Below are 24,305 nucleotides of genomic sequence, written 5' to 3' on the forward strand. Positions count from 1 at the left end.
GCCGAGGTACGACTACAGGAACGTACGGCCCTCGCCGCGGTACGTCGGCACGGTGCCCGTGACCCGGTCACCCTCGATCAGATGCAGCCGGTCGAACCGCTCGCACAGCTCGCCCGCCTTGGCGTGCCGGAACCACACCTTGTCCCCGATCAGCAGATCGTCGGCGGCGGCCCCGAGCAGCGGCGTCTGCACCTCACCCGGCCCCTCCTGAGGGTCGTAGCGCAGCCCTTCGGGGAGGTACGGCACCGGCAGCCGGTCCGCGCCCGCCGCCCCGGACGCCGGATAGCCGCCCCCGAGCACGGTCACCACGCCGACCCCGGGCCGGCGCACCACCGGCTGCGCGAACAGCGCGGCCGGACGGGCCGAGAAGGACGTGTAGTTGTCGAAGAGCCTCGGCGCGAACAGCCCCGAACCGGCGGCGATCTCGGTCACCGCGTCCTCCGCCGCGGTGTGCTGCACACTCCCCGTGCCGCCCCCGTTCACGAACTCCAGATCCGGCGCCAGCGCCCGCACCGCCCGGACCACCGCCGCCCGGCGGGCCGCCAGCTCCCGGCGCGCGGCCGCCTGCATCAGCCGGATCGCCCGCGACCGCACCGGCCGCCCCGCCAGCGCGTCCCCGACCCCGGCGACATGCCCTTCGTACGCCATCAGCCCCACCAGCCGGAACCCCGGCCTGCGCGCCACCGACCGGGCCAGCTCCGCCAGCTGCGCGGGCTCCCGCAGCGGCGAGCGCCGCGCCCCGACCCGTATCCGCCCGCCCAGCAGCCGCAGCGACGTGTCCAGCTCCAGACAGACCCGGATCTCCTCGGCCCCGCCGCCGCGCGCCCGGTCGATCAGCTCCAGCTGCGCCGGATCGTCCACCATCACGGTCACCGCCGCGGCGAGCTTGGCATCGGCGGCCAGCTCCGCGAACCCGCCCCGGTCCACGGACGGATACGCCAGCAGTACGTCCTCGAAGCCGGCCCGGGCCAGCCACAACGACTCGTCCAGCGTGAACGACATGATCCCGGCGAACCCGTCCCGGGCCAGCACCCGTTCCAGCAGCGCCCGGCAGCGCACCGACTTGCTCGCCACCCGCACCGGCTTCCCGCCGGCCCGCCGCACGAGATCGTCCGCGTTCGCGTCGAACGCCTCCAGGTCCACCACGGCCAGCGGCGTGTCGAGATGGGCGGTGGCCCGGTCGTAGCGGGCCCGGTCGGCGGCACGGGGAGTCATGGCCCGAGCTTGCCAGACCCCATTACCCGAGGGTAGGGGGACGTACCGGTCAGATGGCCCCGCCCCCGCGCTCGCGTTGCCGCCGGGCACCCCGCAACCCGTAGAGTGACGGGGCCGCATCGCCGAACCGGCCTGCCCCGGAAGGCGATCGGCGGGTGGGACGGAAAGGCACGACGGCGACCAGGGGGGCGTGATGAGCACCGAGGCACGACGCCCCGCCTCGCGCATCACCGAGGCCCTGCTCCCGGCCGACCCCCCACCCGGCGCTTCGGCCCCCGCGGGCCCTACGCCGCCGTCCCCCCGGCCCTCCGCCCCGGCGGTTCCCACTCCTCCGCACCCGCCCCACCCGGCTGTCCAGACCGCTCCCGTGCCGAGCGCCCCTGTACGGCCCTCCACCCCGGCCGCCCCCATGCCGAGTGCCCCGCCTCGCCCGGCGTCCCAGGCCGCCCCCGTGCCTCCGCACCCGCCCCACCCGGCGTCCCAGGCCGCTCCCGTGCCGAGCGCCCCTGTACGGCCTCCCGCCCAGGCCGCACCCATGCCGAGCGCCCCGCCCCGCGCCGCGCACCCCGGCCCGCTGCCTCCCGAGGTACCCGCCCAGGCCCCGGTCGAGACCACGACCCGGCTGCGGCCCGTACCCGCGTACGCGCCCCCGCCGCCGTCCCCGTACGACGCGGCCCCCTGGCCTCCGTCCGCGCCCGGCCGCAAGCGGCACCCAGGGCGGACCGCCGCTGCCGTGGCCTGTGTCGTTCTCGGGCTCGGGCTCCTCGGCGGGGCCGCCACCGGCAGCTGGCTCACCGGCGACTCCGCCGCCGGACCCGCCCGCCCCGCGGGCTACGGCGAAGCCCGCACCCTGTGGCACAGCGTCCCCGTCGACCAGCTCTTCCCGCCCACCCTCAAGGGCGACGGCGCAGGGCCGGGCGGCGCCGACCGGGTCTGGACCCGGATCGCCGTCGCCCCCGACGGCCCGTGCGCCGGCGCCCTCGACCCCCTGCTGGTCAAGACGCTCCAGCCGGTCGGCTGCCTGCGCGTCCTGCGCGCCACCTACACCGACGCCACCTCCAGCCACGTCACCACCGTCGGCATGGTCTTCACCGAGGCCGAGCCCGACGCCATGCGCGCCCTGCACAGCCGGTTCACCGACAGCGGCCTCCAGGAACGCGCCGACCTGATGCCCCGTACGCTCCCCGCGCCCGGCACCGTCGCCGCCGGGTTCGGAGATCGCCAGCGGGCCAGCTGGTGGGTGCGCGTCCTCACCGACGTGCCGGTCGTCGTCTACTCCGTCTCCGGCTTCGCCGACGCCCGCCCCGTCACGGATCCGCAGCCCGCCGACGAAGCCATGGCCGCCGGCCAGACCACCGCCCCCGCCCAGTCCGGACTCGGCCACGACGCCAAGGGCATCACCGACCGGATCGAACGCGGCCTGCGCAAGACCGTCGCCACGGCCACGAAGGAGCCCCAGTGAGACGCCTTCGCGCCGCCGCCGTCCTCACCGCCGCCGTCCTCGCCGTGCTGCCCGCCGCCACCCCCGCCCACGCCGACGGCATCCGCACCCAGCAGTGGGGCCTGGAGGCCCTGCACACCCAGGAGGCCTGGCGCACCACCAAGGGCCGCGGGGTCACTGTCGCCGTCCTCGACACCGGCGTCGACGCCGGCCACCCCGACCTCACCGGCAACGTCCTGCCCGGCCACGACCTCATCGGCTTCGGCGCGGGCCGCGGCGACCGCGCCTGGGCCCGCCACGGCACCGCCATGGCCGGCATCATCGCGGGCCACGGACACGGCCCCGGCCGCCAGGACGGCGTCCTCGGCATCGCCCCCGAGGCGAAGATCCTGCCGGTCCGCGTGATCCTCGAAGGCAGCGACCCGGCCCGCAAGAAGGCCCGCGCCACCCGCGGCAGCGCCCTCGCCGAAGGCATCCGCTGGGCCGTCGACCACGGCGCCGACGTCATCAACCTCTCCCTCGGCGACGACAGCGAATCCGCCCACCCCGAAGCCGGCGAGGACGCCGCCGTGCAGTACGCCCTCGCCAAGGGCGCCGTCGTCGTCGCGTCCGCCGGCAACGGCGGCGAGAAGGGCGACCACGTCTCCTACCCGGCCGCCTATCCCGGCGTCATCGCGGTCACCGCCGTCGACCGCTTCGGCACCCACGCCGCCTTCTCCACCCGCCGCTGGTACGCCACCGTCTCCGCCCCCGGCGTCGACATCGTCATCCCCGACCCGGACCGCAAGTACTACTCCGGCTGGGGCACCAGCGCCGCCGCCGCCTTCGTCTCCGGCGCCGTCGCCCTGGTCCGCTCCGCCCACCCCGGCCTCACCCCCGCCCAGGTCAAGAAGCTGCTGCGGGACACCGCCCGGGGCCGCCCCGAAGGCGGCCGCAGCGACGCCAAGGGATACGGCACCGTCGACCCGGCCGCCGCCCTCAAGGCCGCCGGATCCCTGCGCCCCGGCGACCCCAAGGCCGCCACCGCCGGCTACCGCAAGCGGTACTTCGGCCCCGGCCCGACCCCCGCCGCCCCCGACGACTCCGCCCCCGGCCTGCTCGCCCCCGCGACGGCCGCCGCCGGCACCGTGCTCCTGATCACCGCCGTGCTGCTGTGGCGCCGAGGCCGCCGCGTCTGACGCCGGGGGCCACCCGTTAGGCTCGACGGGTGGCGCTCAAGAACATCCCGGACCCCGGTTTCTCCGACGACGACGGCACCGCCGACCCGCGGCTCACCGCGGCCCTCGCGGCCTGGGCCGAGGACCGCACGGCCCACGGCCCCGTGCTGGAAGCCCTGCGCGACGCCCGGCTCCTCGTCCCCGTCGTCGCCGTGCTCGGCGAGGTGGAGACGGACGAGAACGGCCTGCGCCGCGAGAAGACCAGCGACATGGCCGTCCCCACCCTCACCGCGGGGGACCGGCGCGCCCTGCCCGCCTTCACCTCCACCGCGTCCCTGGCCCGCTGGGACCCGGCCGCCCGCCCCGTCGCCGTACCCCTGCACCAGGCTCTCCAGGCCGCCGCGCACGAGAAGGCCGACACGCTCGTCCTCGACCTCGCCGGCCCCGTGCCGTACCAGCTGACCGGCCCCGCCCTGCTCGCCCTCGCCGAGGGCCGCACGAACGCCGACCCGATCGCCGACCCGGCCGTCGTCGCCGCCGTACGGACCGCCGTCGCCGCCGAGCCCGCGGTCCTGCGCGCCCACCTCGGCCCGGGCAGCGCGGACGGCACCCTCGCCCTCGTCCTCGCCCCCGACGCGGCCCCGGCCGAGGCGGCCCAGCGGGTCGCCCGCGCCCTGGCCGCCGACGAAACACTCAGGGCCCGCCTGGTGCGCGGCCTCGACCTGGCACTGCTGCCGGCCTCGGCCACGCCTCCCGGCGAGCCCCTGTACGTACGGAAGAACGAGTCGGACGACTAGACGACTAGCCGTAGACCGGCCCGGTGTACTTCTCGCCCGGGCCCTTGCCCGGCTCGTCCGGGACGATGGACGCCTCGCGGAACGCGAGCTGGAGCGACTTCAGACCGTCCCGCAGCGGCGCCGCGTGGAACGAGCTGATCTCGGTCGTGCTCGCGTCGAGCAGACCGGCGAGCGCGTGCACCAGCTTGCGCGCCTCGTCCAGGTCCTTGTGCTCCTCGCCCTCCTCCGTCAGCCCGAGCTTCACCGCGGCGGCGCTCATCAGATTGACGGCGACCGTCACGATCACCTCGACGGCCGGGACCTCCGCGATGTCGCGGGTCATGGCGTCGAAGTCGGGGGATTCACCGGAAGGGGTGGAGGGCGTCTCACTCATGCCCCACACGATATGCCCCGCCTCGCCGGTCGCCGTCCCGCCCTTCGGTTAGCCCCAGCGGGCCGGAGATGCTAACCTTGTGTAACGACCGGCCGGACACCAGCGTGCCCGGCCCACAAGTGGAGGCTCCGATCTCCCACCTGGCCGCCCTCCGGGGCGGCGGGTCACCGGTCAGGTGGCGACCATCGTTCCGTACGGACGATGGAGCCGCCCGATGTGCGCCCCACGGTACGCCGTGGCGGTGCTCCGGTATTTCCTTGGAGCCCCGCCTGTGTCCCGTCGGGGCATTTTTTCGTGTACCGGCGCGGTTGGTCTCAAAGAACAGACGTTACGTGTCCGTCCGCCAGGCGGTCGCGTGGTGCTACCGAGGAGGATCCATCAGCGCCGAGCCCCGCATCAACGACCGGATTCGCGTTCCAGAGGTGCGACTTGTCGGTCCCAGTGGCGAGCAGGTCGGAATTGTTCCGCTTGCCAAGGCCCTGGAGCTTGCACAGGAGTACGACCTCGACCTGGTCGAGGTCGCGGCGAACGCCCGTCCGCCCGTGTGCAAGCTCATGGACTACGGGAAGTTCAAGTACGAGTCGGCCATGAAGGCCCGTGAGGCGCGCAAGAACCAGGCGCACACGGTCATCAAGGAGATGAAGCTCCGGCCGAAGATCGACCCGCACGACTATGACACCAAGAAGGGTCATGTCGTCCGGTTCCTCAAGCAGGGCGACAAGGTCAAGATCACGATCATGTTCCGTGGTCGTGAGCAGTCCCGCCCTGAACTGGGCTTCCGGCTGCTCCAGCGCCTCGCTTCGGACGTCGAGGAGCTTGGCTTCATCGAGTCCAACCCGAAGCAGGACGGCCGGAACATGATCATGGTTCTTGGCCCGCACAAGAAGAAGACCGAGGCCATGGCCGAGGCGCGTGAGGCCCAGGCCGCACGCAAGGCCGAGCGCCAGGGCGTCTCGTCCGAGGCGACCGAGGCTCCGGCCGAGGCCCAGGCGGAGGCTCCGGCCGACGCCGAGGCCGAGAACCCCGAGGCGTGATCGGAGGGGCGGCCATCCAGGCGCCCCCCGGCCCCGTCCGGACACACCACACCAAGATCTGACGCTCCCGGTTACCGGTGCCCCGCACCGGTGGGAGCGCCACTGACGAGGAGAGAACGGCGCGATGCCGAAGAACAAGACGCACAGCGGTGCCAAGAAGCGCTTCAAGATCACCGGCTCCGGCAAGGTGCTGCGTGAGCGCGCCGGCAAGCGCCACCTGCTCGAGCACAAGTCGTCCAAGCTGACGCGTCGCCTCACCGGCAACGCCGAGATGGCCCCGGGTGACGCCGCCAAGATCAAGAAGATGCTGGGCATCTGATTGAGCTTCCGCCCTCGTCGTCCGAGGGCCTCCGGCCAAGTCCGGGACCAATTCGTTTCCGGGTCGTGTGAGTCCAACCACGGCCCCGCTACAAGGAGTTAACAAGTGGCACGCGTCAAGCGGGCAGTCAACGCCCACAAGAAGCGCCGGGCGATCCTCGAGCAGGCCAGCGGCTACCGCGGCCAGCGTTCGCGCCTGTACCGCAAGGCCAAGGAGCAGGTCACCCACTCGCTGGTCTACAACTACAACGACCGCAAGAAGCGCAAGGGCGACTTCCGTCAGCTGTGGATCCAGCGCATCAACGCCGCTGCCCGCCTGAACGGCATGACGTACAACCGCCTCATCCAGGGTCTGAAGGCCGCCAACATCGAGGTGGACCGCAAGATCCTCGCCGAGCTGGCCGTCAACGACGCCAACGCGTTCGCCGCCCTCGTCGAGGTCGCGCAGAAGGCCCTCCCGGCCGACGTCAACGCTCCGAAGGCCGCCGCCTGATCTCCCAGGCCGCAGTACTTCTGCCCGGACCCGCAGGCCCAGCGCCTGCGGGTCCGGCGCGTTCCACCTCTCGTACGACTGTGCTTTCCCGGGGGAGACCCCGGACCCCGGCAGGAAGAGTGAGCCGCACACCATGGGCACCCCCGAGCTGATCTCCCCGCGTTCCCCGCGCGTCGTCGCCGCCCGGCGGCTGGCCAAGCGCAACTTCCGGGGCAAGGACCGCCGGTTCATCGCCGAGGGCCCGCAGGCCGTCCGGGAGGCCGTCGAGCACCGCGGCAGCGACGGCGAGCCCACCCTCGTCGAGCTCTTCACCACCGTCGAGGCCGCCGAGCGGTACGCCGACATCATCGACGCCGCCCGCGCCACCGGCGCCCGCGTCCACCACGCCTCCGACGCCGTCCTCGCCGAGGTCTCCCAGACCGTCACCCCCCAGGGCCTGCTCGGCGTCTGCCGCTTCCTCGACTCACCGTTCGACGAGATCCTCGCCGCCCGGCCCAAGCTCGTCGCCGTCCTCGCCCACGTACGCGACCCCGGAAACGCCGGCACCGTCCTGCGCTGCGCGGATGCCGCGGGCGCCGACGCCGTCGTGCTCACCGACGCCTCCGTCGACCTCTACAACCCCAAGTCCGTCCGCGCCTCCGTCGGCTCGCTCTTCCACCTGCCCGTCGCCGTCGGCGTCCCCGTCGAACAGGCCGTCGCCGGCCTCAAGAGCGCGGGCGTGCGCATCCTCGCCGCCGACGGAGCGGGCGACGACGACCTCGACGCCGAACTCGACGCGGGCACCATGGGCACCCCCACCGCCTGGGTCTTCGGCAACGAGGCCTGGGGGCTCCCGGAGGAGACCCGCGCACTCGCCGACGCCGTCGTGCGCGTCCCCATCCACGGCAAGGCCGAAAGCCTCAACCTCGCCACCGCCGCCGCCGTCTGCCTCTACGCCTCGGCACGCGCCCAGCGAGCCCCCGGAGGGTGCCGCTCCGTCGCGTCCAGCTAGTAGGGTGACGGGCTCGGGGGCCCACTGCGCTTCACGGAGAGGTGGGGTACGGGGATGACAGTCGGCACGGACCGGCCCACGCACACCACGCACACCCCGCGGAACCCGGCCGCGGACGACGACCCCCTCGACGTCCGCCCGGCCGGCATCGACCCCGACGACCTGCCCGACGGCCTCGTCGTCGCCGACGCCACCGGGCACGTCGTCTGCTTCAACGCCGCCGCGGCCCGGATCACCGCGCTCCGCGCCGACCAGGCCCTCGGCCGCCCCCTCGACCAGGCCCTGCCGCTGGAAGACCTCAAGGGCCGCCGCTGGTGGACCCTCACCGACCCGTACGGCGGACTGACCACCCGTACCGGCCAGCCCGAGCGGAACCTGCTCCTGCCCGGTGGCCGCGAGGTCCTCGTCTCCGCCCGCTACGTCCGCGAGCACCCCACCGGACCGGTCCGCCGGGTCGTGGTCTCCCTGCGCGGCACCGAGGCCCGCCGCCGTAACGAACGCAGCCACGCCGAGCTCATCGCCACCGTCGCCCACGAGCTGCGCTCCCCGCTCACCTCCGTCAAGGGCTTCACCGCCACCCTCCTCGCCAAGTGGGAGCGGTTCACGGACGACCAGAAGCGGCTCATGCTGGAGACCGTCGACGCCGACGCCAACCGCGTCACCCGGCTGATCGCCGAGCTCCTCGACATCTCCCGGATCGACTCCGGACGGCTGGAGGTCCGCCGCCAGCCCGTTGACATCGCCGCCGCCGTCGGCCGCCACATCCAGGCGCACACCACCGGCGGCCAGTCGCCCGACCGGTTCTTCGTCCGCGTCCGGCCCGGCCTCCCAGATCTGTGGGCCGACCCCGACAAGATCGACCAGATCCTCGGCAACCTGCTCGAAAATGCGGTGCGCCACGGCGAGGGAACCGTCACCATCGACATGGGACCGGCGCAGGTCAGCAGCGCCGGACGGACAGAGAAGGGAACGGCCGTCACCGTGAGCGACGAAGGCCCCGGCATCCCCGAGGAGTCGATGGGCCGTGTCTTCACCCGCTTCTGGCGGGGCAGCAAGCGTGGCGGGACCGGTCTCGGCCTCTATATCGTCAAGGGCATCGTCGAGGCGCACGGCGGCACGATCACCGTCGGCCGCGGACCCGGCGGTGGCGCCGAGTTCCGATTTATCCTGCCCGTCGGCGCCCCGGCCTATCTCCAGCAACCCTGAGAGAGCGTCCGAGCAGCCCACGGGCTCATTCGCATCCTCGCACCCCGTTAGACTCGACCTTTGGCACGTTTGCGCCCCAGTCGTCGAGCGGGGCCGCCCAGCCAGCCAAACGGAAGCACGGGAAGAGATGTCCGCACCCAATAAGTCGTACGACCCGGTTGAGGTCGAGGCACTGAAACCGGAAGAGATCGAGCGCATGCGGGACGAGGCGCTCGCCGCCTTCGCCGCCGCGGGCGACCTCGACGAGCTCGCGCACGCGAAGGTCGCGCACACCGGTGGCACCTCGCCGCTCGCCCTCGCCAACCGGGAGATCGGCGCGCTGCCGCCGCAGGCCAAGGCCGAGGCCGGCAAGCGCGTCGGCCAGGCCCGCGGCCAGGTCAGCAAGGCGCTCGCGGCCCGTCAGACCGAGCTGGAGGCGGAGCGTGACGCCCGCGTGCTGGTCGAGGAGGCGGTGGACGTCACCCTGCCCTACGACCGCACCCCGGCCGGCGCCCGCCACCCGCTGACCACCCTCATGGAGCGCGTCTCCGACGTCTTCGTCTCCATGGGCTACGAGGTCGCCGAGGGCCCCGAGGTCGAGGCGGAGTGGTTCAACTTCGACGCCCTCAACTTCGTCCCCGACCACCCCGCCCGGCAGACCCAGGACACCTTCTTCGTCCAGGGCACCACCGCCGACGGCAAGGTCACCACCGGCGACGAGTCCGGCATCGTGCTGCGGACACACACCTCCCCGGTCCAGGCCCGCACCCTCATCGACCGGGAACCCCCCGTCTACGTGGTGTGCCCCGGCCGCGTCTACCGCACCGACGAGCTCGACGCCACGCACACCCCGGTCTTCCACCAGATCGAGCTGCTCGCCGTCGACGAGGGCCTCACCATGGCCGACCTGAAGGGCACCCTCGACCACATGGTCCAGGCGCTCTTCGGCCCCGACATGAAGACCCGGCTGCGCCCCAACTTCTTCCCCTTCACCGAGCCGTCCGCCGAGATGGACATGCTCTGCTACGTCTGCCGCGGCGAGTCCGTCGGCAACGCGGAGCGCCCCTGCCGCACTTGCTCCAGCGAGGGCTGGATCGAGCTCGGCGGCTGCGGCATGGTCAACCCCAAGGTGCTCGTCGCCTGCGGCGTTGACCCCCAGAAGTACAGCGGATTCGCCTTCGGGTTCGGCATCGAACGGATGCTGATGTTCCGCCACAACGTCGAAGACATGCGAGACATGGTCGAGGGTGACGTCCGGTTCACCCGGCCGTTCGGGATGGAGATCTGATGCGGGTCCCGCTTTCCTGGCTGCGGGAGTACGTCGACCTGCCGGCCACCGAGACCGGCCGTGACGTACAGGCCAAGCTGGTGTCGGCCGGGCTTGAGGTCGAGACCGTCGAGCAGCTCGGCGCCGGGCTCTCCGGCCCGCTCGTCGTCGGCCAGGTCCGCACCATCGAGGAACTGACCGAGTTCAAGAAGCCGATCCGCTTCTGCACCGTCGACGTCGGCCAGGCCAACGGCACGGGCGAGCCGCAGGAGATCATCTGCGGCGCCCGGAACTTCGCCGAGGGCGACAAGGTCGTCGTGGCCCTGCCCGGCGCCGTGCTCCCCGGCGACTTCCGGATCGCCGAGCGCAAGACGTACGGCCGGGTCTCCCGCGGCATGATCTGCTCCGGCGACGAGCTGGGCATGGGCGACGACGGCAGCCACGGCATCATCGTGCTGCCGCCCGAGCACGAGGTCGGCACCGACGCCACCGAGCTCCTCGAACTCTTCGACGAGGTCCTCGACATCGCCGTCACGCCCGACCGCGGCTACTGCCTTTCCATCCGCGGCGTCGCCCGCGAGGCGGCCACCGCCTACGGGCTGCCGCTGCGCGACCCGGCTCTCCTCGACGTGCCCGCGCCGAACTCGTACGGCTACCCGGTCACGATCGGCGACCCGATCGGCTGCGACCGCTTCGTCGCCCGGACCGTCACCGGTCTGGAGCCCGAGGCCCGCTCCCCGATCTGGCTGCGCCGCCGCCTCCAGAAGGCCGGCATGCGCCCGATCTCCCTCGCCGTCGACGTCACCAACTACGTGATGCTCGAGCTCGGCCAGCCGCTGCACGCCTACGACCGCTCCCGGGTCGAGGGCACCATCGGCGTCCGCCGCGCCGAGGCCGGCGAGAAGTTCACCACCCTCGACGGCGTCAAGCGCGTCCTCGACGCCGAGGACCTCGTCATCACCGACGACCGCGGCCCCATCGGCCTCGCCGGTGTGATGGGCGGCGCCAACACGGAGATCGCCGACCACGACGACACCGCCGGTGCCACCACCGAGGTCGTCATCGAGGCCGCGCACTTCGACGCGCTCTCCATCGCCCGTACCGCCCGCCGGCACAAGCTGTCCTCCGAGGCATCCCGGCGCTTCGAGCGCGGCGTCGACCCGCAGGCCGCGGCCGCCGCCGCGCAGCGCACGGTGGACCTGCTCGTCCTCCTCGCGGGCGGCACCGCCGAGGCCGGCGTCACGGAGATCGTCGCCCCCTCCGGGCCGCACACGATCACCATGCCCGCCGACCACCCCGACCGGGTCGCCGGTGTCTCCTACGGCCGCGAGACCGTCGTCCGCCGCCTCCAGGAGGTCGGCTGCGACGTCTACGGGCAGGACGAGCTGGTCGTCACGGTGCCGTCCTGGCGCCCCGACCTCGTCGCCCCCAACGACCTCGCCGAAGAGGTCATCCGGCTGGAGGGCTACGAGAACCTGCCCTCCACGCTGCCCAAGCCGCCCGCCGGCCGGGGCCTGACCGAGCGTCAGCGCGGCCACCGCCGGGTCGGCCGCGCGCTGGCCGGTGCCGGGTATGTCGAGGCCCTGAACTACCCGTTCATCGGCGAGCAGGTCTTCGACCAGCTCGCCCTCGATGCCGACGACCCGGCCCGCCGCGTCGTCACCCTCGTCAACCCGCTCTCCGACGAGGAGCCGGCGCTGCGCACGACGCTGCTGCCCGGCCTCCTCGGCGCACTGCGGCGCAACGACGGCCGCGGCAGCCACGACCTGGCGCTCTTCGAGACCGGTCTTGTCTTCCACCCGGCCGAGGGGCCCACGGTCGCGGTCCGCATCCCCGCCGACCGCCGGCCCACCGACGAGGAGATCGCCGGTCTGACCGCCGTTCTGCCCCGGCAGCCGCGGCACGCCGCCGTCGTCCTCGCGGGCTCCCGCGAGCAGGCCGGCTGGTGGGGCAAGGGCCGCCCGGCCGACTGGGCCGACGCGATCGAGGCCGCCCGGACCGTCGCCCGCGAGGCCGGCGCCGAGCTGATCGTGCGTCAGGGCCAGTACGGCCCGTGGCACCCCGGCCGCTGCGCCGAGCTCGCCGTCGTCGTCGACGGCGCGGAGAAGGTCGTCGGCCACGCCGGAGAGCTCCACCCGCGCGTCGTCAAGGCCTTCGGCCTGCCGGCCCGCACGTGCGCGATGGAGATCGACCTCGACACCGTCGAGCAGGCCTCCGCCGGCGCCGTGAAGGCACCGCGGATCTCCACCTTCCCGGTGGCGACCCAGGACGTCGCGCTCGTCGTGCCCAAGGACGTTCCCTCCGCCGAGGTGGAGCGGACCCTGCGCGAAGGCGCCGGTGAACTCCTCGAGTCCATCCGCCTGTTCGACGTCTACACCGGCGACCAGATCGGCGAGGGCAGCAAGTCCCTGGCGTACGCGCTGCGCTTCCGCGCCACGGACCGCACGCTGACGGTAGAGGAGGCCTCGGCCGCCCGCGACGCCGCGGTCTCCCTCGCCACCGAGCGCACCGGAGCGGTCCTCCGCGGCGCCTGACGGCGGTAGGACCCGAAGGGGCCACTCCGGGACTTCCCGGGGCGGCCCCTTTCCGCGTGCCGCCGGCCTACGCCCGTACGACCCCACGTGGCCCCCGGACCATCCGGGCGGGCCTTTCCGGTCACGTCCATGCATCTCACTCATTCGGGTGAGATCTCTGGCGGGCCTTCCGCCCCATCCCGGACGATCGACAGAATCGACCCGGCCACAGGGGCGGCCCTGTGATCCCAGGGCCTGGAGGGGGGCCATCGGAATGATCCGCAGCAGCTCGGGGCGCCGACTGGCCCCGCTGGCCCTCGCCGCCCTCTGGGGCGCGGCCGCCGTCACGTGGAAACTCGCCTGTCCCCTCGCCCAGCAGGAGGGGCTCGCCACCCGTATCGCCACCAGCGCGGTCTTCTTCACCGTCGGCACGGGACTCGTCCTCGGCATCCGCCACGGTCTCGCCCGTGAACTGCGTCAGGTCCGCGAGGTCGCCCGCGCCACCCAGCGCGTGCTGCTCCGCCCGCCGCCCCCGCGCCTGGACGGGCTCACCCTCGCCGCCGCCCAGCTCTCCGCCTCCCGCGCGTCCGAGATCGGCGGGGACCTGTACGACGCGGTCGCCGGCCCGAACGGCGTCCGGGTCGTCATCGGTGACGTCCGCGGCCACGGCCTCGCCGCGATCGGCGCTGTCGCCGCCCTCCTCGGCAGCTTCCGGGAGGTCGCCCACGACGAACCCGAACTCGCCGGTGTGCTGCGGCGTCTGGACCGGGCCCACCAGCGGCACCTGCGGGACCGCGCCCGCGACGAACACCCCGCCTCCGGCGGCCGCGCACCCGAGCACCCGGCGTCCGAGGAGTTCGTCACCGTCCTGCTCCTGGAGATCCGCGCCGACGGCGACGTCCTCGCCCTCAACTGCGGGCACCCCTGGCCGTACCGGCTCCACCGCGGCGCACACCCCGTCCCGGCCGGTGACACCCTGCCCCCGCTCGGCGTCCTCCCGCTCCCCGCCGAGCTGCACCCGCACCGATTCCCCCGGCTGCTGCCCGGCGAGGCGCTGTTCCTGCACACCGACGGCGCCGAGGACGCCCGCGACACCCGCGGCCGCTTCTTCCCGCTCGCCGCGGTCCTCGGCGAAGCCGCGGCCGGTACGCCAGCGTCACCCACCGCCGTCGTCCACCGCGTCCACGCCGCCCTGCTGCGCCACACCGGCGGGCGGATCACCGACGACGTCGCCCTGCTCGCCGTACGCAACGACCGCTCGCGGGTGCCCGCACAGCTCCACGACCCCGGTCCCTGCCGCACCCGTCCCGCACCTTCACGTCGCTAGGCCGAATTCAGGCGTCGGGGCCGTCCGTCCTGCCGCGGAGTGTCGGGCAGACCAGCAGGACGGACGGCACGGAGCGGGCCGTCGCACTGTATGAGGGGGGAGCCGACGGCCCGGCCGCCTCCTTTCGAGGCAGTTCAGTCAACCGGCGCGCGGCGCCCGGCGGGAGAGCACACGGGGCACGGCCACGGGCACTGCGTTCACACCCCGTGCGAACCGCGCCCGCGCACACCGGGGGCCGGCCCGCACACACCGGGGTCCGTACGCACCCGCCTCCACTACCCTGACGGCACCGAGGCATCGAAGGGGCCACCATGCAGCCCAACACCCTGCTCGACGCCCTGCTCGACGAAGCGGGCATCTCCCACGCCGGCCTCGCCGCGCACGTCAACCAGCGGGGCCGGGTCAGAGGCCTCAGCCTGCGCTACGAACACACCGCCGTCGGCCGCTGGCTCAAAGGACAGCGCCCCCGCGGCCAGGTCCCCGACCTGATCTGCGAAGTGCTCTCCGTCCGGCTGCACCGGCCCGTCACCCTCGACGACATCGGCCTCGGCGTCCCCGGCGGCGCCGTGGAGCCGCACGGCACCCCGCTGCGGGGCTTCGTCGAACGGGCCACGGCCCTGTGGCGCTCCGACGAACAGCAGCGCCCGCACATCCTGGACGCCCCCGCCGTGACCGGCACGCCCGCCGTGATGCCCGTCTGGGAGTGGGAGAACCCTCCCGAGGACGCCGATGTCTCCCGCGACGGCCAGACCCGCGTCCAGCAGGCCGACATCACCATGCTCCGGGCCGCCCGCGCCCACTACGAGCTGATGTACCGCCGGGCCGGCGGGATCGCCACCCGCGCCCGGATCGTCGGATTCCTCAACGCCGAGGCGGCGCCGCTGCTGCGCGGCCGCTACGACGACAGCCTCGGCCGCCGGCTGCACCGCGCCACCGGCGGACTGGTGTCCGTGGCGGGCATCTGCGCGTACGACTCCGACGCGCACGGCCTGGCCCAGCGCTACTTCCACCAGGCACTGCGCCTGGCGAAGGCCAGCGGCGACCGGGGCCTTGGGGCCTACGTGATTGCGCTGCTGGTCAACCAGTCCCTGTTCATGGGGGAATTCCGGCAGGGCGTGGCGTTCGCGGAGGCCGCGCTGCGTACCGCGGGGCGGGAGATCACCCCCGCGCTCGCCACCGATCTGTACGCGATGCAGGCCAAGGCGTACGCCCACCTCGGCGACGGATGCAGCGCGCTGCGCTGCATCCGCCGGGCCGAGCGGGAGGCCGAACGGATCCGGCCAGGCCATGAACCGGACGAGACCGGCTATGTGCAGCCCGGTCTGGTGAACGTCCAGGTCGCCGAGGCGCTGCTCAGTCTGGGCGACCTCCCGGCGGCCCGCGAGCACGCGGTCGCCGCCGTCGGCACACCGGCCCACGACCGCGGCCGGGTCCACCGGCTCGCCATCCTCAGCCGGATCCAGCTGCGCCAGGGCGAACCGGACGAGGCCGCCCGTACGGCCGCCGAAATGGCGGACCGGGTACGGGGGATGGAGTCGCAGCGGCTACGGGACCGGCTGCGCGAGGTGCGGGAACATCTGGTCGCCAGCGGCTGCGCCGATGCGCGAGAAGCGGCCGAACTCATCGACGGGGCGCTGCGCGTTCCCTTGTGAGCGTTCCCCTGTCCGCCCCGACCTGTTCCGATGTTGCCACCTACACAAGCGGAAGGTGGCACAACCGTGCAGTGGACGAACCTGAGCGAACAGACTGTGTATAGGAATCGCTGGTTCCGGGTGAACCTCGCCGATGTCGAACTCCCCGACGGCCGGCACCTCGACCACTTCCTCATCCGTCTGCGGCCGGTCGCCGTGGCCACCGCCGTCAACGAGGCGGGCGAGGTCCTGCTGCTGTGGCGGCACCGCTTCATCACCGACAGCTGGGGCTGGGAGCTCCCCGCCGGGGTCGTCGAGGACGGCGAGGACATCGCCGCGGCGGCGGCGCGGGAAATGGAGGAGGAGACCGGCTGGCGCCCCGGCCCGCTGCACCATCTGCTGACGGTGGAGCCGTCCAACGGCCTCAGCGACGCCCGCCACCACCTCTACTGGTCGGACCGGGCCACCTACATCGGCCATCCGCAGGACGACTTCGAGTCCTCCCGGCGCGAGTGGGTGCCGCTCAAACTCGTTCCCGACATGATCGCGCGCGGCGAGATACCGGCCGCCGCCATGGCGGCCGGTCTCCTGCTGCTGCACCACCTGCGCCTGGGCACCGACGCGGGGCCCTACGGCTAGGTGGGCTCAGCTGTACGGGTAGAAGCCCGAGCCTGTCTTGCGGCCGAGGCGTCCGGCGTCCACCATCCGCTGGAGCAGCGGGGGAGCGGCGTACAGCGGCTCCTTGAACTCGGCGTACATGGAGTCCGCCACCGAGGCGACCGTGTCCAGGCCGATCAGGTCGGAGAGCTTCAGCGGGCCCATCGGGTGGGCGCAGCCCATCTCCATGCCGTTGTCGATGTCCTCGCGGCTCGCGATGCCGGACTCGAACATCCGGATCGCGGAGAGGAGATACGGGATCAGCAGCGCGTTCACCACGAAGCCCGAGCGGTCCTGGGCGCGGATCGCGTGCTTGCCGAGGATCTTCTCGACCATCACCTGGGCGCGGCTGATCGTGCCCTCGGAGGTGGTGAGGGCGGGGATCAGCTCGACGAGCTGCTGCACCGGCGCCGGGTTGAAGAAGTGGATGCCGATGACCTGGTCGGGCCGCGAGGTGGCGACGGCCAGCTTCACCAGCGGGATGGAGGAGGTGTTGGAGGCGAGGATCGCGTCCGGGCGGGTCACGACCTGGTCGAGGATCTGGAAGATCTCGGTCTTGACCTGCTCGTTCTCCACAACGGCCTCGATGACGAGGTCGCGGTCGGCGAACTCCCCGAGGTCGGTGGTGAAGCTGAGCCGCGCCAGGGTCGCGTCGCGCTCCTCCTCGGTGATCTTGCCGCGCTGGGCGGCCTTGGACAGGGAGTTCTGCAGCCGGGTACGGCCGATCTCCAGCGCTTCGCCGGTGGTCTCGGCGACCTTCACCTCCAGGCCGCTGCGAGCGCACACCTCCGCGATGCCCGCGCCCATCTGGCCACAGCCCACCACTCCGACGCGTGCAATGTCGGCCATTGAGTCCGTCACCTCGTGCCTTTCCTGATTCCCTGCGGCAGGTCTCCGTGTGATTCCGGCGCCCGCCTCGACCCCACGACGTTACTCCGCCGTTGCGTGTGGCGGGCCGCCCGGGGCGGGCATGCTGTCCGGACAAACGGCACACATCCGACCAGCGAAGGGTCGCAAATGCGACAGACCGGCAGAATTGATCGACGCGACTTTGTGACGGCCGCCACGGGCGCCGTCACCGCGCTGTCTCTGGGCGGTGCGGCGAGCGCCGCGCCCCGCACGGCGACGCCGGCGGCGGTGCACCGGAGCGAGGCGGGGCCGGCCGGCGGGCGGGCGGACAGGCACGACGAATTCCGCGGCATGTGGCTCGCCACGGTCTTCAACCGCGACTGGCCCTCACGGGCCGGGCTGAGCGCCGCCCAGCAGCAGGCCGAGCTCGTCGCCCACCTCGACACCGCCGTCGAACGCCGCCTCAACGCCGTCGTCCTCCAGGTCCGCCCCACCGCCGACGCCCTGTGGCCGTCCCCGTACGAGCCGTGGGCCGAGTGCCTCACCGGCGTCCAGGGCCGTGATCCCGGCTGGGATCCGCTGGGCACCGCCGTCCGGGAGGCCCATGCCCGGGACCTGGAGCTGCACGCCTGGTTCAACCCCTACCGCGTCGCCACCCACACCGACCCCGGCCGGCTGACCGCGAACCACCCCGCCCGGCTGCACCCCGAGTGGACGGTGCCGTACGGCGGGAAGCTCTACTACAACCCCGGTCTGCCCGAGGTCCGCGCCTTCGTCCAGGACGCCATGCTCGACGCGGTCCGCCGCTACGACATCGACGCCGTCCATTGGGACGACTACTTCTACCCGTATCCGGTGGCCGGGCAGGTTTTCGACGACGACGAGGCGTACGCCGCCCACGGCGGGGGGTTCCCCGACCGCGCGTCCTGGCGGCGGAACAACGTCGATCGGCTGGTCCAGGAGATGGCGGGGCGGATCCGCGAGGTCAAGCCGGGCGTCGCCTTCGGGATCAGCCCCTTCGGCGTCTGGCGCAACGCCTCCACCGACCCGCTCGGCTCCGACACCGCGAGCGCCCAGACCTATGACGACCTGTACGCCGACACCCGCAAATGGGTCCGCGAAGCGTGGCTCGACTACGTCGTACCCCAGCTGTACTGGCACATCGGCCTGCGGGAGGCCGACTACGCCAAGCTGGTGCCCTGGTGGAACGAGGTCGTCCGGGGCACGGGCGTCCGCCTCTACATCGGGGAGGCGCTCTACAAGGCGGGAGACCCCGCCCAGTCGGCGAACTGGCAGAACCCGTCCGAGCTCTCCCGCCACCTCACCTTCGCCGAGGCGTACGGCGAGGTCCGCGGCCACTGCTTCTTCGCCGCGAAAGAGGTCGCGGCGGACCGGATCGGGGCGATGGCCACGGTCGTGGCCGACCACTACCCGACCAGGGTCCGTCCTCCGCGCTGATCGCTGACCGCCGGATGCCGGGGCCGGCCGTCAGGCCGGTCCGGTGTCCGAGTGATGGCGTACGACGCTGTCGGGGCCCGGTGACATCAGGGCCTCATGGCCGTCGTCGTCGAACTTGACGCGGTACGGCGGTGTGCCGTTCTCGCCCAGTACCTGCAGGATCTCGGCCGTACGGTCGTGCTGACCGACGGTCCGGCCGTGCACCAGCAACTTGTCGCCCACGCTCGCTTGCATCGGGAGGAACCTCCTCGCGCCCGGCCTTCTACATTTCGCAGTCTATGTCCGCCATTGTGACCCGGGTCACTCCAGGGCGCACGGTCAGCCGCGTGCCCGCTGGGTGACTGCGATGCACACCAGCACGCCGGCGGCCGCCAGCGGCGCCGCCGGGGAGAGCTCCTCGCCGAGCAGGGTCACCGACCAGACCAGGGTGAGCAGCGGCTGGGCCAGCTGGAGCTGGCTCGCCTTAGGGATGCCGATCGCGGCCATGCCGCGGTACCAGACGTAGAGCCCGAAGAACGTCGACCCGGCCGCGACCCAGACCAGGCCGATCACCCCGTGCGCGGTCAGGCGCACCGGCTCATAGGCCAGGGCGATCGCGGAACCCGCCACCATCAGCGGCAGACAGCCGACCAGCGCCCAGCCGACCACCTGCCAGCCCGGCATCAGCCGGGCGAGCCGGCCGCCCTCGGTGTAGCCGGCCGCGCACACCAGCAGCGCCCCGAAGAGATAGAGGTCCCCGGTGGTCAGCGCCCCGCCGCTCTGCTGGACGGTGAACGCGATCACCACAGCGGCACCGGCCAGCGCGGCCGCCCAGAAGGTCCGGGACGGGCGCCGGCCGGTGCGTACGGCGGCGAACGCGGCGGTCGTCAGCGGCAGCAGCCCCACCACCACGGCCGCGTGCGAGGTCGTCGACGTCTGCAAGGCCAGCGTGGTCAGCAGCGGGAAGCCGATCACCACACCGCCGGCGACCACCGCGAGCCCGGCCCAGTGCCGCCGGTCGGGCAGCGGGACCCGCAGGGCCAGCAGGAAGCCGACCGCGATCAGCGCCGCCAGCGTGGACCGCACGGCGACCAGCGACCACGGCCCGAAACTCTCCAGGCCCCAGACGGTGGAGGGGAAGGTCAGCGAGAAGGAGACGACGCCCAGCGCGGCGAGAACCGTTCCGCTGCTGACCGCTATCGTCATGGTGGGAGTAGCGCTATCCTGTGCTGTCATGCAAGAGCGTAGCAGCGTGGCTGAACTGGCGAACTCCCTTAAGGCGGAGCTCAACCGCTACTCGCCAGGTGGAAAGCTCCCGTCGAGCCGCTCCCTGGTCGAGCGCTACCGGGTCTCCCCGGTCACGGTCTCCCGCGCCCTCGCCCAGCTCGCCGCCGAGGGCCTCGTCGTCACCCGCCCCGGCGCGGGCGTCTTCCGCGCCCAGCCCCGTACGGCCACCGCCGCACCCGGCGACACCTCCTGGCAGGAGGTCACCCTCAGCGCCGACGCCGCCACCGAGCTCGTCCCCCGGGCCGTCGACGGCTCCGGCGTCCTGGTCACCCTCTCCGCCCCGCCGCCGGGCGTCGTCGAGTTCAACGGCGGCTATCTGCACCCCTCCCTCCAGCCCGAACGCGCCATGGCCGCCGCCCTCGCCCGGGCCGGGCGGCGCCCAGGAGCGTGGGGGAGGCCCCCCGTCGACGGTCTGCCCGAACTGCGCGAGTGGTTCGCCCGCGAGATCGGCGGCACGGTCACCGCCGCCGATGTCCTGGTCACCGCCGGCGGCCAGTCCGCGATCACCACCGCCCTGCGCGCCCTCGCCCCGCCCGGCGCCCCCGTCCTCGTCGAATCCCCCACCTATCCCGGCATGCTGGCCGTCGCCCGCGCCGCCGGACTGCGGCCCGTGCCCGTCCCCACCGACACCGACGGCGTCCGCCCCGACCTGCTCGAAGCCGCCTTCCGGGCCACCGGCGCCCGGGTCTTCGTCTGCCAGCCCCTCTTCCAGAACCCCACCGGCGCCGCACTCGCCGGACCCCGCCGCCCCGAGGTGCTCCGAATCGCCCGGGCCGCCGGAGCCTTCGTCGTCGAGGACGACTTCGCCCGCCGGCTCGTCCACGACGACTCCGGGCCGCTGCCCGCCCCTCTCGCCGCCGACGACCCCGACGGAGTCGTCGTCCACGTCCGTTCCCTCACCAAAGCCACCTCGCCCAGCCTGCGGGTCGGCGCGCTGGCCGCCCGCGGCCCGGTCCTGGAGCGGCTGCGCGCCATCCAGGTCGTCGACAGCTTCTTCGTCCCCCGCCCCCTCCAGGAAGCCGCCCTGGAACTCGTCGGATCGCCCGCCTGGCCCCGCCACCTCCGCTCCGTCGCCGCCGAACTCAAGACGCGCCGTGACATCCTGGCCGGCGCCCTCGCCCTCCACCTGCCCGAACTCGCCCTGCCGCACATCCCCTCCGGCGGCTACCACCTCTGGCTCCGCCTCCCCGACACCCTCGACGAACCCGCCCTGCTCGCCGCCGCCCTGCGCGCCGGAGTCGCCCTTGCCCCCGGCCGCCCCTACTTCTGCGCCGAGCCCCCGGCCGGCCATCTGCGGCTGAGCTTCGCGGGCGTGGCGGGCCCGGCCGAGATCGCCGAGGGCGTACGACGCCTGCGGACCGCCGTCGACGAACTGGCCCGCCCGTAACGGAAACGGTCGCCGATCCCTCAACTTCGGTGCGTACGACACCCCGTCGGGAGAGCTCGCCGCCTACGCCCGGGTCGTCACCGGCCACGCCACCTCGACCGCGGCGCCCAACCCCTTGACCCGCACCGCCCCCGGCCTCACGATCGCGGCCATGGGTCTTCGGGTCACGCTCGTCGCCGCCGCGCGCAGCTCCTCCCTGCTGGCCGAGCGGTTCGACGACGACCGGCCGCTCGACCAGACGGGCTGGGACGACGTGCGCCTCGCCGCCCCCATGCTGATCCCGCTGGGCGCGGCGGAGCTGCGCTACTGCTCGCCGACCGCCCGCAGCCGGGACACCGGCCGGGCCCTCGGCTACGCCCCGCTCGCCCAGCCCGCCCTGCGCGACTGCGACATGGGCAGCTGGCGGGGATACACCCTCGCCGAGGTCGCCGCCCAGGACCCGGCCGCGGTCGACGCCTGGCTCGGCGATCCCTGGTCGGCCCCGCACGGCGGCGAGCCCCTGCTCTCCTTCATCACCCGGATAGGAGGGTGGCTGGAGACCCGCCCCGCCACCGACGGCGCCGTAGTCGCCGTCGCCGAACCCGCCGTCGTACGGGCCGCCCTGGTGTACGCCCTCCAGGCGCCGCCGCTGACCTACTGGAACGTGGACGTCCGCCCGCTGTCGACGGTCACCCTGACGGGCCGGCCGGGCCACTGGAGCCTGTGCCTCGAAGCGGGCGCGCTCCACGCGATCTAGGTCAATACATCTAGGGCGCGGCCCGGTCCCCCATGCCGTGGCGTAGCCTGAGGGCACGATGAACCGTTTGACCACGTCATGGGGCGAGTTCGACCTCACCCGATTCCCCGAGGACCCGCGCGACACCCTCCGGGCCTGGGACGCCGCCGACGAGTATCTGCTGCGGCATCTGGAGGAGGTCGGTCCGTCCGGGACCGTGGTCGTCCTCGGTGACCGCTGGGGCGCCCTCGTCACTGCGCTCGCCGCGCTGTCGCCCGTGCAGATCTCCGACTCGTTCCTGGGTCGCGAGGCCACCCGGGCCAATCTCGCCCGGGCCGGGACGGACCCCTCCGCCGTACGGCTGCTGACCACCCAGGACCCGCCGCCGGAGCGGATCGACGTGCTGCTCGTCCGGGTCCCCAAGAGCCTCGCGCTCCTGGAGGACCAGCTCCACCGGCTCGCGCCCGCCCTGCACGAGGGCACGATCGTCGTCGGCACGGGCATGGTCAAGGAGATCCACACCTCCACGCTCCAGCTCTTCGAGCGGATCATCGGGCCCACCCGCACCTCGCTGGCGGTGAAGAAGGCGCGCCTGATCTTCGCCACCCCCGACCCCTCGCTCACTCCGGGGCCGAGCCCCTGGCCGTACACGTACACCCTCGACGGCGACTCCTCCGCGGTCTCGGGGCGTACGGCCGTCAACCACGCCGGGGTCTTCTGCGCCGACCGGCTGGACGTGGGCACCCGCTTCTTCCTGCGCCATCTCCCCGGCCCCGGCGCGCCAAGGCGCCGGATCGTCGACCTGGGCTGCGGCAACGGCGTCGTCGGACTGGCCGCCGCGCTCACCGACCCGGACGCCGAACTCCTCTTCGTCGACGAGTCGTACCAAGCGGTCGCCTCGGCCGAGGCCACCTTCCGGGCGGGCGCCGCACCGGACACGAAGGCGGAGTTCCGGGTCGGCGACGGCCTGTCGGCGGTGGCGCCGGGCTCGGTGGACCTGGTCCTGAACAACCCGCCGTTCCACAGCCACCACGCCACGACCGACGCCACGGCCCGCCGGATGTTCACCGACGCCCGCCGGGCACTGCGCCCCGGCGGCGAGCTGTGGGTGATCGGCAACCGGCACCTCGGCTACCACGTCACACTGCGCCGCATCTTCGGCAACAGCGAAGTGATCGCGGGCGACCCCAAGTTCGTGGTCCTCAAGGCCGTCAAGCGCTGACCGGGGGTTCGTCGTCGCAAGGGCCGCCCGGGGCCCGCGGGGCGTTCAGTGCGCCAGGGCCGCCGCCTCCGCCGCGTCGATCTCGATCCCGAACTCCTCCTCCAGCAGCTCCCGCAGCTCCTCGGCGGGTACGGTCCGCTCCGTGACCCGCCCGTCCGGCCGGGCCACGGTGTAGCGGTCGCCCAGCAGCGCGCGCCGCCGCCGCTCGCCGGTCCGCTGCACGACCGGGCGGCCGCGGAAGGGGGAGCGCGGGTGGGTGGAGGTGTAGTGGTGCGCCACCTCGTAGTCGACGGGAAGGCGCTCGTCGAGCGTGAAGCCGTACAGATCGCACCAGCCGCCGGGCCGCTCCTCGCGCAGCACCCAGCCGCCGCCGTCCTCCCGGGCCAGCCCGAACCGCCAGCCCTCGCCCTGCGCCGCGACCGCTCCGTCGGTCAGGGGCAGCGGCTCCAGCGGCCCGGTCGACCCGAGGCCGAGGTCGCACAGCCACCGCCCGTCCGCCGCCTCGGCCAGCAGCACCATGTGGGTGGCGGGCAGAATCCTGGGGGAGCCGTTGCGGATCCGCGCGGCAAGGCCCGTGACCCGGAACCCGATCCGCTCCAGCACGGCGGCGAACAGCAGATTCTGCTCGTAGCAGTAGCCCCCGCGCCGCCTCCGCACCAGCTTTTCCTGGAGGGAGGCGACGTCCAGCCCCACCGGCCGGCCGAGGACGATGTCCAGGTTCTCGTAGGGGACCGTGGCGAGCTGCGCCCGGTGCAGCGCCCCGAGCAAGGCCGCCGTCGGGGCGAGCTCTCCGGCGTGGCCGACGCGGCCGTACCCGACGCGCCGCAGATACGCGTCGAGGTCCACCCCGGCGCCGCCCCAGTTCGTGCTCTCCGTCATCGCCGCTCTCCGCTCCGTGTGTGCTCGGCAGGTCCTCACCGCTCTGACGGAGGCCGGGGCGAACATGTGACGGGTGGCCCTGTCGGATCGAGGTCGATCACGAGATATCTTGATGTCGAGCAATGTTGCA

23 protein-coding genes are annotated in these 24,305 nt (G+C 73.3%); 17 read left to right on the forward strand and 6 right to left on the reverse strand.

Translation table 11 applies throughout. From position 1 onward, the window contains the following. Positions 1–12 precede the first annotated feature (12 nt). Positions 13–1,215 (reverse strand): amino acid deaminase/aldolase, encoded by a 1,203-nt coding sequence (locus tag ACZ7LT_RS27990; RefSeq protein WP_471238891.1) that lies wholly within the window; start codon positions 1,213–1,215, stop codon positions 13–15. 535 nt (positions 1,216–1,750) lie between these two features. Here ACZ7LT_RS27990 and ACZ7LT_RS27995 point away from each other — a divergent pair. From ACZ7LT_RS27995 to ACZ7LT_RS28005, 3 genes are read left to right on the forward strand one after another with little or no spacing between them, the layout of a single operon-like run. Further along, positions 1,751–2,677: a hypothetical protein gene (locus ACZ7LT_RS27995; protein ID WP_471238892.1), complete on the forward strand. Its 927-nt coding sequence runs from the start codon at positions 1,751–1,753 to the stop codon at positions 2,675–2,677. Next, positions 2,674–3,834, forward strand: coding sequence for a type VII secretion-associated serine protease mycosin (gene mycP / locus ACZ7LT_RS28000; protein WP_471238893.1), 1,161 nt, complete (start codon positions 2,674–2,676; stop codon positions 3,832–3,834). The genes ACZ7LT_RS27995 and mycP overlap by 4 nt, the downstream gene beginning before the upstream one ends. Positions 3,835–3,863: 29 nt before the next feature. Further along, the gene (locus ACZ7LT_RS28005) at positions 3,864–4,610 is read left to right on the forward strand and encodes an SseB family protein (RefSeq protein ID WP_471238894.1); all 747 of its coding nucleotides are present in this window, start codon (positions 3,864–3,866) and stop codon (positions 4,608–4,610) included. Positions 4,611–4,614: 4 nt separating this feature from the next. On the opposite strand, the gene ACZ7LT_RS28010 is transcribed toward ACZ7LT_RS28005, so the two are convergent. Next, positions 4,615–4,983 (reverse strand): DUF1844 domain-containing protein, encoded by a 369-nt coding sequence (locus ACZ7LT_RS28010; protein WP_471238895.1) that lies wholly within the window; start codon positions 4,981–4,983, stop codon positions 4,615–4,617. A 332-nt stretch (positions 4,984–5,315) separates the two neighbouring features. Between ACZ7LT_RS28010 and infC the strand changes: the two genes are divergently transcribed. The 10 genes from infC to ACZ7LT_RS28060 all read left to right on the forward strand — a co-directional run bounded on the left by infC (position 5,316) and on the right by ACZ7LT_RS28060 (position 16,381). After that, positions 5,316–6,017, forward strand: a complete 702-nt coding sequence (gene infC, locus ACZ7LT_RS28015) for a translation initiation factor IF-3 (RefSeq protein WP_471238896.1) — start codon at positions 5,316–5,318, stop codon at positions 6,015–6,017. Between the two features lie 124 nt (positions 6,018–6,141). Further along, positions 6,142–6,336, forward strand: coding sequence for a 50S ribosomal protein L35 (gene rpmI / locus ACZ7LT_RS28020; protein WP_019884943.1), 195 nt, complete (start codon positions 6,142–6,144; stop codon positions 6,334–6,336). Between the two features lie 105 nt (positions 6,337–6,441). After that, positions 6,442–6,828, forward strand: a complete 387-nt coding sequence (rplT, locus tag ACZ7LT_RS28025) for a 50S ribosomal protein L20 (RefSeq protein ID WP_019884941.1) — start codon at positions 6,442–6,444, stop codon at positions 6,826–6,828. A 133-nt stretch (positions 6,829–6,961) separates the two neighbouring features. Continuing rightward, the gene (locus ACZ7LT_RS28030; protein WP_471238897.1) at positions 6,962–7,819 is read left to right on the forward strand and encodes a TrmH family RNA methyltransferase; all 858 of its coding nucleotides are present in this window, start codon (positions 6,962–6,964) and stop codon (positions 7,817–7,819) included. A gap of 54 nt (positions 7,820–7,873) precedes the next feature. Further along, on the forward strand, positions 7,874–9,025 hold the full coding sequence (locus ACZ7LT_RS28035) for a sensor histidine kinase (RefSeq protein WP_471238898.1): 1,152 nt from the start codon (positions 7,874–7,876) through the stop codon (positions 9,023–9,025). 127 nt (positions 9,026–9,152) lie between these two features. Then, positions 9,153–10,292 (forward strand): phenylalanine--tRNA ligase subunit alpha, encoded by a 1,140-nt coding sequence (gene pheS, locus ACZ7LT_RS28040; protein ID WP_471238899.1) that lies wholly within the window; start codon positions 9,153–9,155, stop codon positions 10,290–10,292. Continuing rightward, positions 10,292–12,805 (forward strand): phenylalanine--tRNA ligase subunit beta, encoded by a 2,514-nt coding sequence (pheT, locus tag ACZ7LT_RS28045; RefSeq protein WP_471238900.1) that lies wholly within the window; start codon positions 10,292–10,294, stop codon positions 12,803–12,805. The genes pheS and pheT overlap by 1 nt, the downstream gene beginning before the upstream one ends. A gap of 253 nt (positions 12,806–13,058) precedes the next feature. Next, positions 13,059–14,111, forward strand: a complete 1,053-nt coding sequence (locus ACZ7LT_RS28050) for a PP2C family protein-serine/threonine phosphatase (RefSeq protein WP_471238901.1) — start codon at positions 13,059–13,061, stop codon at positions 14,109–14,111. 311 nt (positions 14,112–14,422) lie between these two features. Further along, entirely contained in the window at positions 14,423–15,763 is a 1,341-nt protein-coding gene (locus ACZ7LT_RS28055) for a transcriptional regulator (RefSeq protein WP_471238902.1), read from the forward strand. 66 nt (positions 15,764–15,829) lie between these two features. Then, a complete protein-coding gene (locus ACZ7LT_RS28060; protein ID WP_471238903.1) occupies positions 15,830–16,381 on the forward strand; it encodes an NUDIX hydrolase in 552 nt (183 codons plus the stop codon). Positions 16,382–16,387: 6 nt separating this feature from the next. Here ACZ7LT_RS28060 and ACZ7LT_RS28065 read toward each other — a convergent pair whose 3' ends face one another. Beyond that, positions 16,388–17,248 carry a 3-hydroxybutyryl-CoA dehydrogenase gene (locus ACZ7LT_RS28065; RefSeq protein ID WP_106959780.1) on the reverse strand — a complete coding sequence of 287 codons (861 nt, stop codon included), beginning with the start codon at positions 17,246–17,248 and terminating at the stop codon, positions 16,388–16,390. A 168-nt stretch (positions 17,249–17,416) separates the two neighbouring features. Here ACZ7LT_RS28065 and ACZ7LT_RS28070 point away from each other — a divergent pair, with 168 nt between their 5' ends. Next, entirely contained in the window at positions 17,417–18,706 is a 1,290-nt protein-coding gene (locus tag ACZ7LT_RS28070) for a glycoside hydrolase family 10-like protein (protein WP_471238904.1), read from the forward strand. Positions 18,707–18,736: 30 nt separating this feature from the next. Here ACZ7LT_RS28070 and ACZ7LT_RS28075 read toward each other — a convergent pair whose 3' ends face one another. Continuing rightward, positions 18,737–18,940, reverse strand: coding sequence for a DUF1918 domain-containing protein (locus tag ACZ7LT_RS28075; protein ID WP_471238905.1), 204 nt, complete (start codon positions 18,938–18,940; stop codon positions 18,737–18,739). Between the two features lie 84 nt (positions 18,941–19,024). Beyond that, on the reverse strand, positions 19,025–19,921 hold the full coding sequence (locus tag ACZ7LT_RS28080) for a DMT family transporter (RefSeq protein ID WP_471238906.1): 897 nt from the start codon (positions 19,919–19,921) through the stop codon (positions 19,025–19,027). Here ACZ7LT_RS28080 and ACZ7LT_RS28085 point away from each other — a divergent pair. The 3 genes from ACZ7LT_RS28085 (at position 19,920) to ACZ7LT_RS28095 (ending at position 23,296) form a co-directional block, all read left to right on the forward strand. Further along, positions 19,920–21,359, forward strand: a complete 1,440-nt coding sequence (locus tag ACZ7LT_RS28085) for an aminotransferase-like domain-containing protein (protein ID WP_471238907.1) — start codon at positions 19,920–19,922, stop codon at positions 21,357–21,359. The two genes, ACZ7LT_RS28080 and ACZ7LT_RS28085, sit on opposite strands and share 2 nt — an antisense overlap. Positions 21,360–21,510: 151 nt before the next feature. Beyond that, entirely contained in the window at positions 21,511–22,095 is a 585-nt protein-coding gene (locus ACZ7LT_RS28090; protein ID WP_471238908.1) for a histidine phosphatase family protein, read from the forward strand. 67 nt (positions 22,096–22,162) lie between these two features. Continuing rightward, complete coding sequence (locus tag ACZ7LT_RS28095) at positions 22,163–23,296, forward strand: methyltransferase (protein ID WP_471238909.1); 1,134 nt, start codon at positions 22,163–22,165, stop codon at positions 23,294–23,296. A gap of 45 nt (positions 23,297–23,341) precedes the next feature. Here the strand turns inward: ACZ7LT_RS28095 and ACZ7LT_RS28100 are convergent, their stop codons facing one another. Then, complete coding sequence (locus ACZ7LT_RS28100; RefSeq protein WP_471238910.1) at positions 23,342–24,175, reverse strand: arylamine N-acetyltransferase family protein; 834 nt, start codon at positions 24,173–24,175, stop codon at positions 23,342–23,344. Between the last annotated feature and the right edge of the window lie 130 nt (positions 24,176–24,305).

The sequence above is a fragment of the Streptomyces sp. NPDC039465 genome, from assembly GCF_055639315.1.

What these genes read in the sequence shown, in the direction of transcription:
- pheS (WP_471238899.1), top strand. Translation starts at nt 9,153, where the DNA reads ATGTCCGCACCCAATAAGTCGTACGACCCGGTTGAGGTCGAGGCACTG.
- ACZ7LT_RS28035 (WP_471238898.1), top strand. Translation starts at nt 7,874, where the DNA reads ATGACAGTCGGCACGGACCGGCCCACGCACACCACGCACACCCCGCGG.
- ACZ7LT_RS28080 (WP_471238906.1), bottom strand. Translation starts at nt 19,921, where the DNA reads ATGACAGCACAGGATAGCGCTACTCCCACCATGACGATAGCGGTCAGC.
- rpmI (WP_019884943.1), top strand. Translation starts at nt 6,142, where the DNA reads ATGCCGAAGAACAAGACGCACAGCGGTGCCAAGAAGCGCTTCAAGATC.
- ACZ7LT_RS28090 (WP_471238908.1), top strand. Translation starts at nt 21,511, where the DNA reads ATGGGTCTTCGGGTCACGCTCGTCGCCGCCGCGCGCAGCTCCTCCCTG.
- ACZ7LT_RS28065 (WP_106959780.1), bottom strand. Translation starts at nt 17,248, where the DNA reads ATGGCCGACATTGCACGCGTCGGAGTGGTGGGCTGTGGCCAGATGGGC.
- ACZ7LT_RS28010 (WP_471238895.1), bottom strand. Translation starts at nt 4,983, where the DNA reads ATGAGTGAGACGCCCTCCACCCCTTCCGGTGAATCCCCCGACTTCGAC.
- ACZ7LT_RS28075 (WP_471238905.1), bottom strand. Translation starts at nt 18,940, where the DNA reads ATGCAAGCGAGCGTGGGCGACAAGTTGCTGGTGCACGGCCGGACCGTC.
- ACZ7LT_RS27990 (WP_471238891.1), bottom strand. Translation starts at nt 1,215, where the DNA reads ATGACTCCCCGTGCCGCCGACCGGGCCCGCTACGACCGGGCCACCGCC.
- ACZ7LT_RS27995 (WP_471238892.1), top strand. Translation starts at nt 1,751, where the DNA reads ATGCCGAGCGCCCCGCCCCGCGCCGCGCACCCCGGCCCGCTGCCTCCC.
- ACZ7LT_RS28050 (WP_471238901.1), top strand. Translation starts at nt 13,059, where the DNA reads ATGATCCGCAGCAGCTCGGGGCGCCGACTGGCCCCGCTGGCCCTCGCC.
- ACZ7LT_RS28030 (WP_471238897.1), top strand. Translation starts at nt 6,962, where the DNA reads ATGGGCACCCCCGAGCTGATCTCCCCGCGTTCCCCGCGCGTCGTCGCC.
- ACZ7LT_RS28100 (WP_471238910.1), bottom strand. Translation starts at nt 24,175, where the DNA reads ATGACGGAGAGCACGAACTGGGGCGGCGCCGGGGTGGACCTCGACGCG.
- ACZ7LT_RS28055 (WP_471238902.1), top strand. Translation starts at nt 14,423, where the DNA reads ATGCAGCCCAACACCCTGCTCGACGCCCTGCTCGACGAAGCGGGCATC.
- pheT (WP_471238900.1), top strand. Translation starts at nt 10,292, where the DNA reads ATGCGGGTCCCGCTTTCCTGGCTGCGGGAGTACGTCGACCTGCCGGCC.
- ACZ7LT_RS28085 (WP_471238907.1), top strand. Translation starts at nt 19,920, where the DNA reads ATGCAAGAGCGTAGCAGCGTGGCTGAACTGGCGAACTCCCTTAAGGCG.
- ACZ7LT_RS28070 (WP_471238904.1), top strand. Translation starts at nt 17,417, where the DNA reads ATGCGACAGACCGGCAGAATTGATCGACGCGACTTTGTGACGGCCGCC.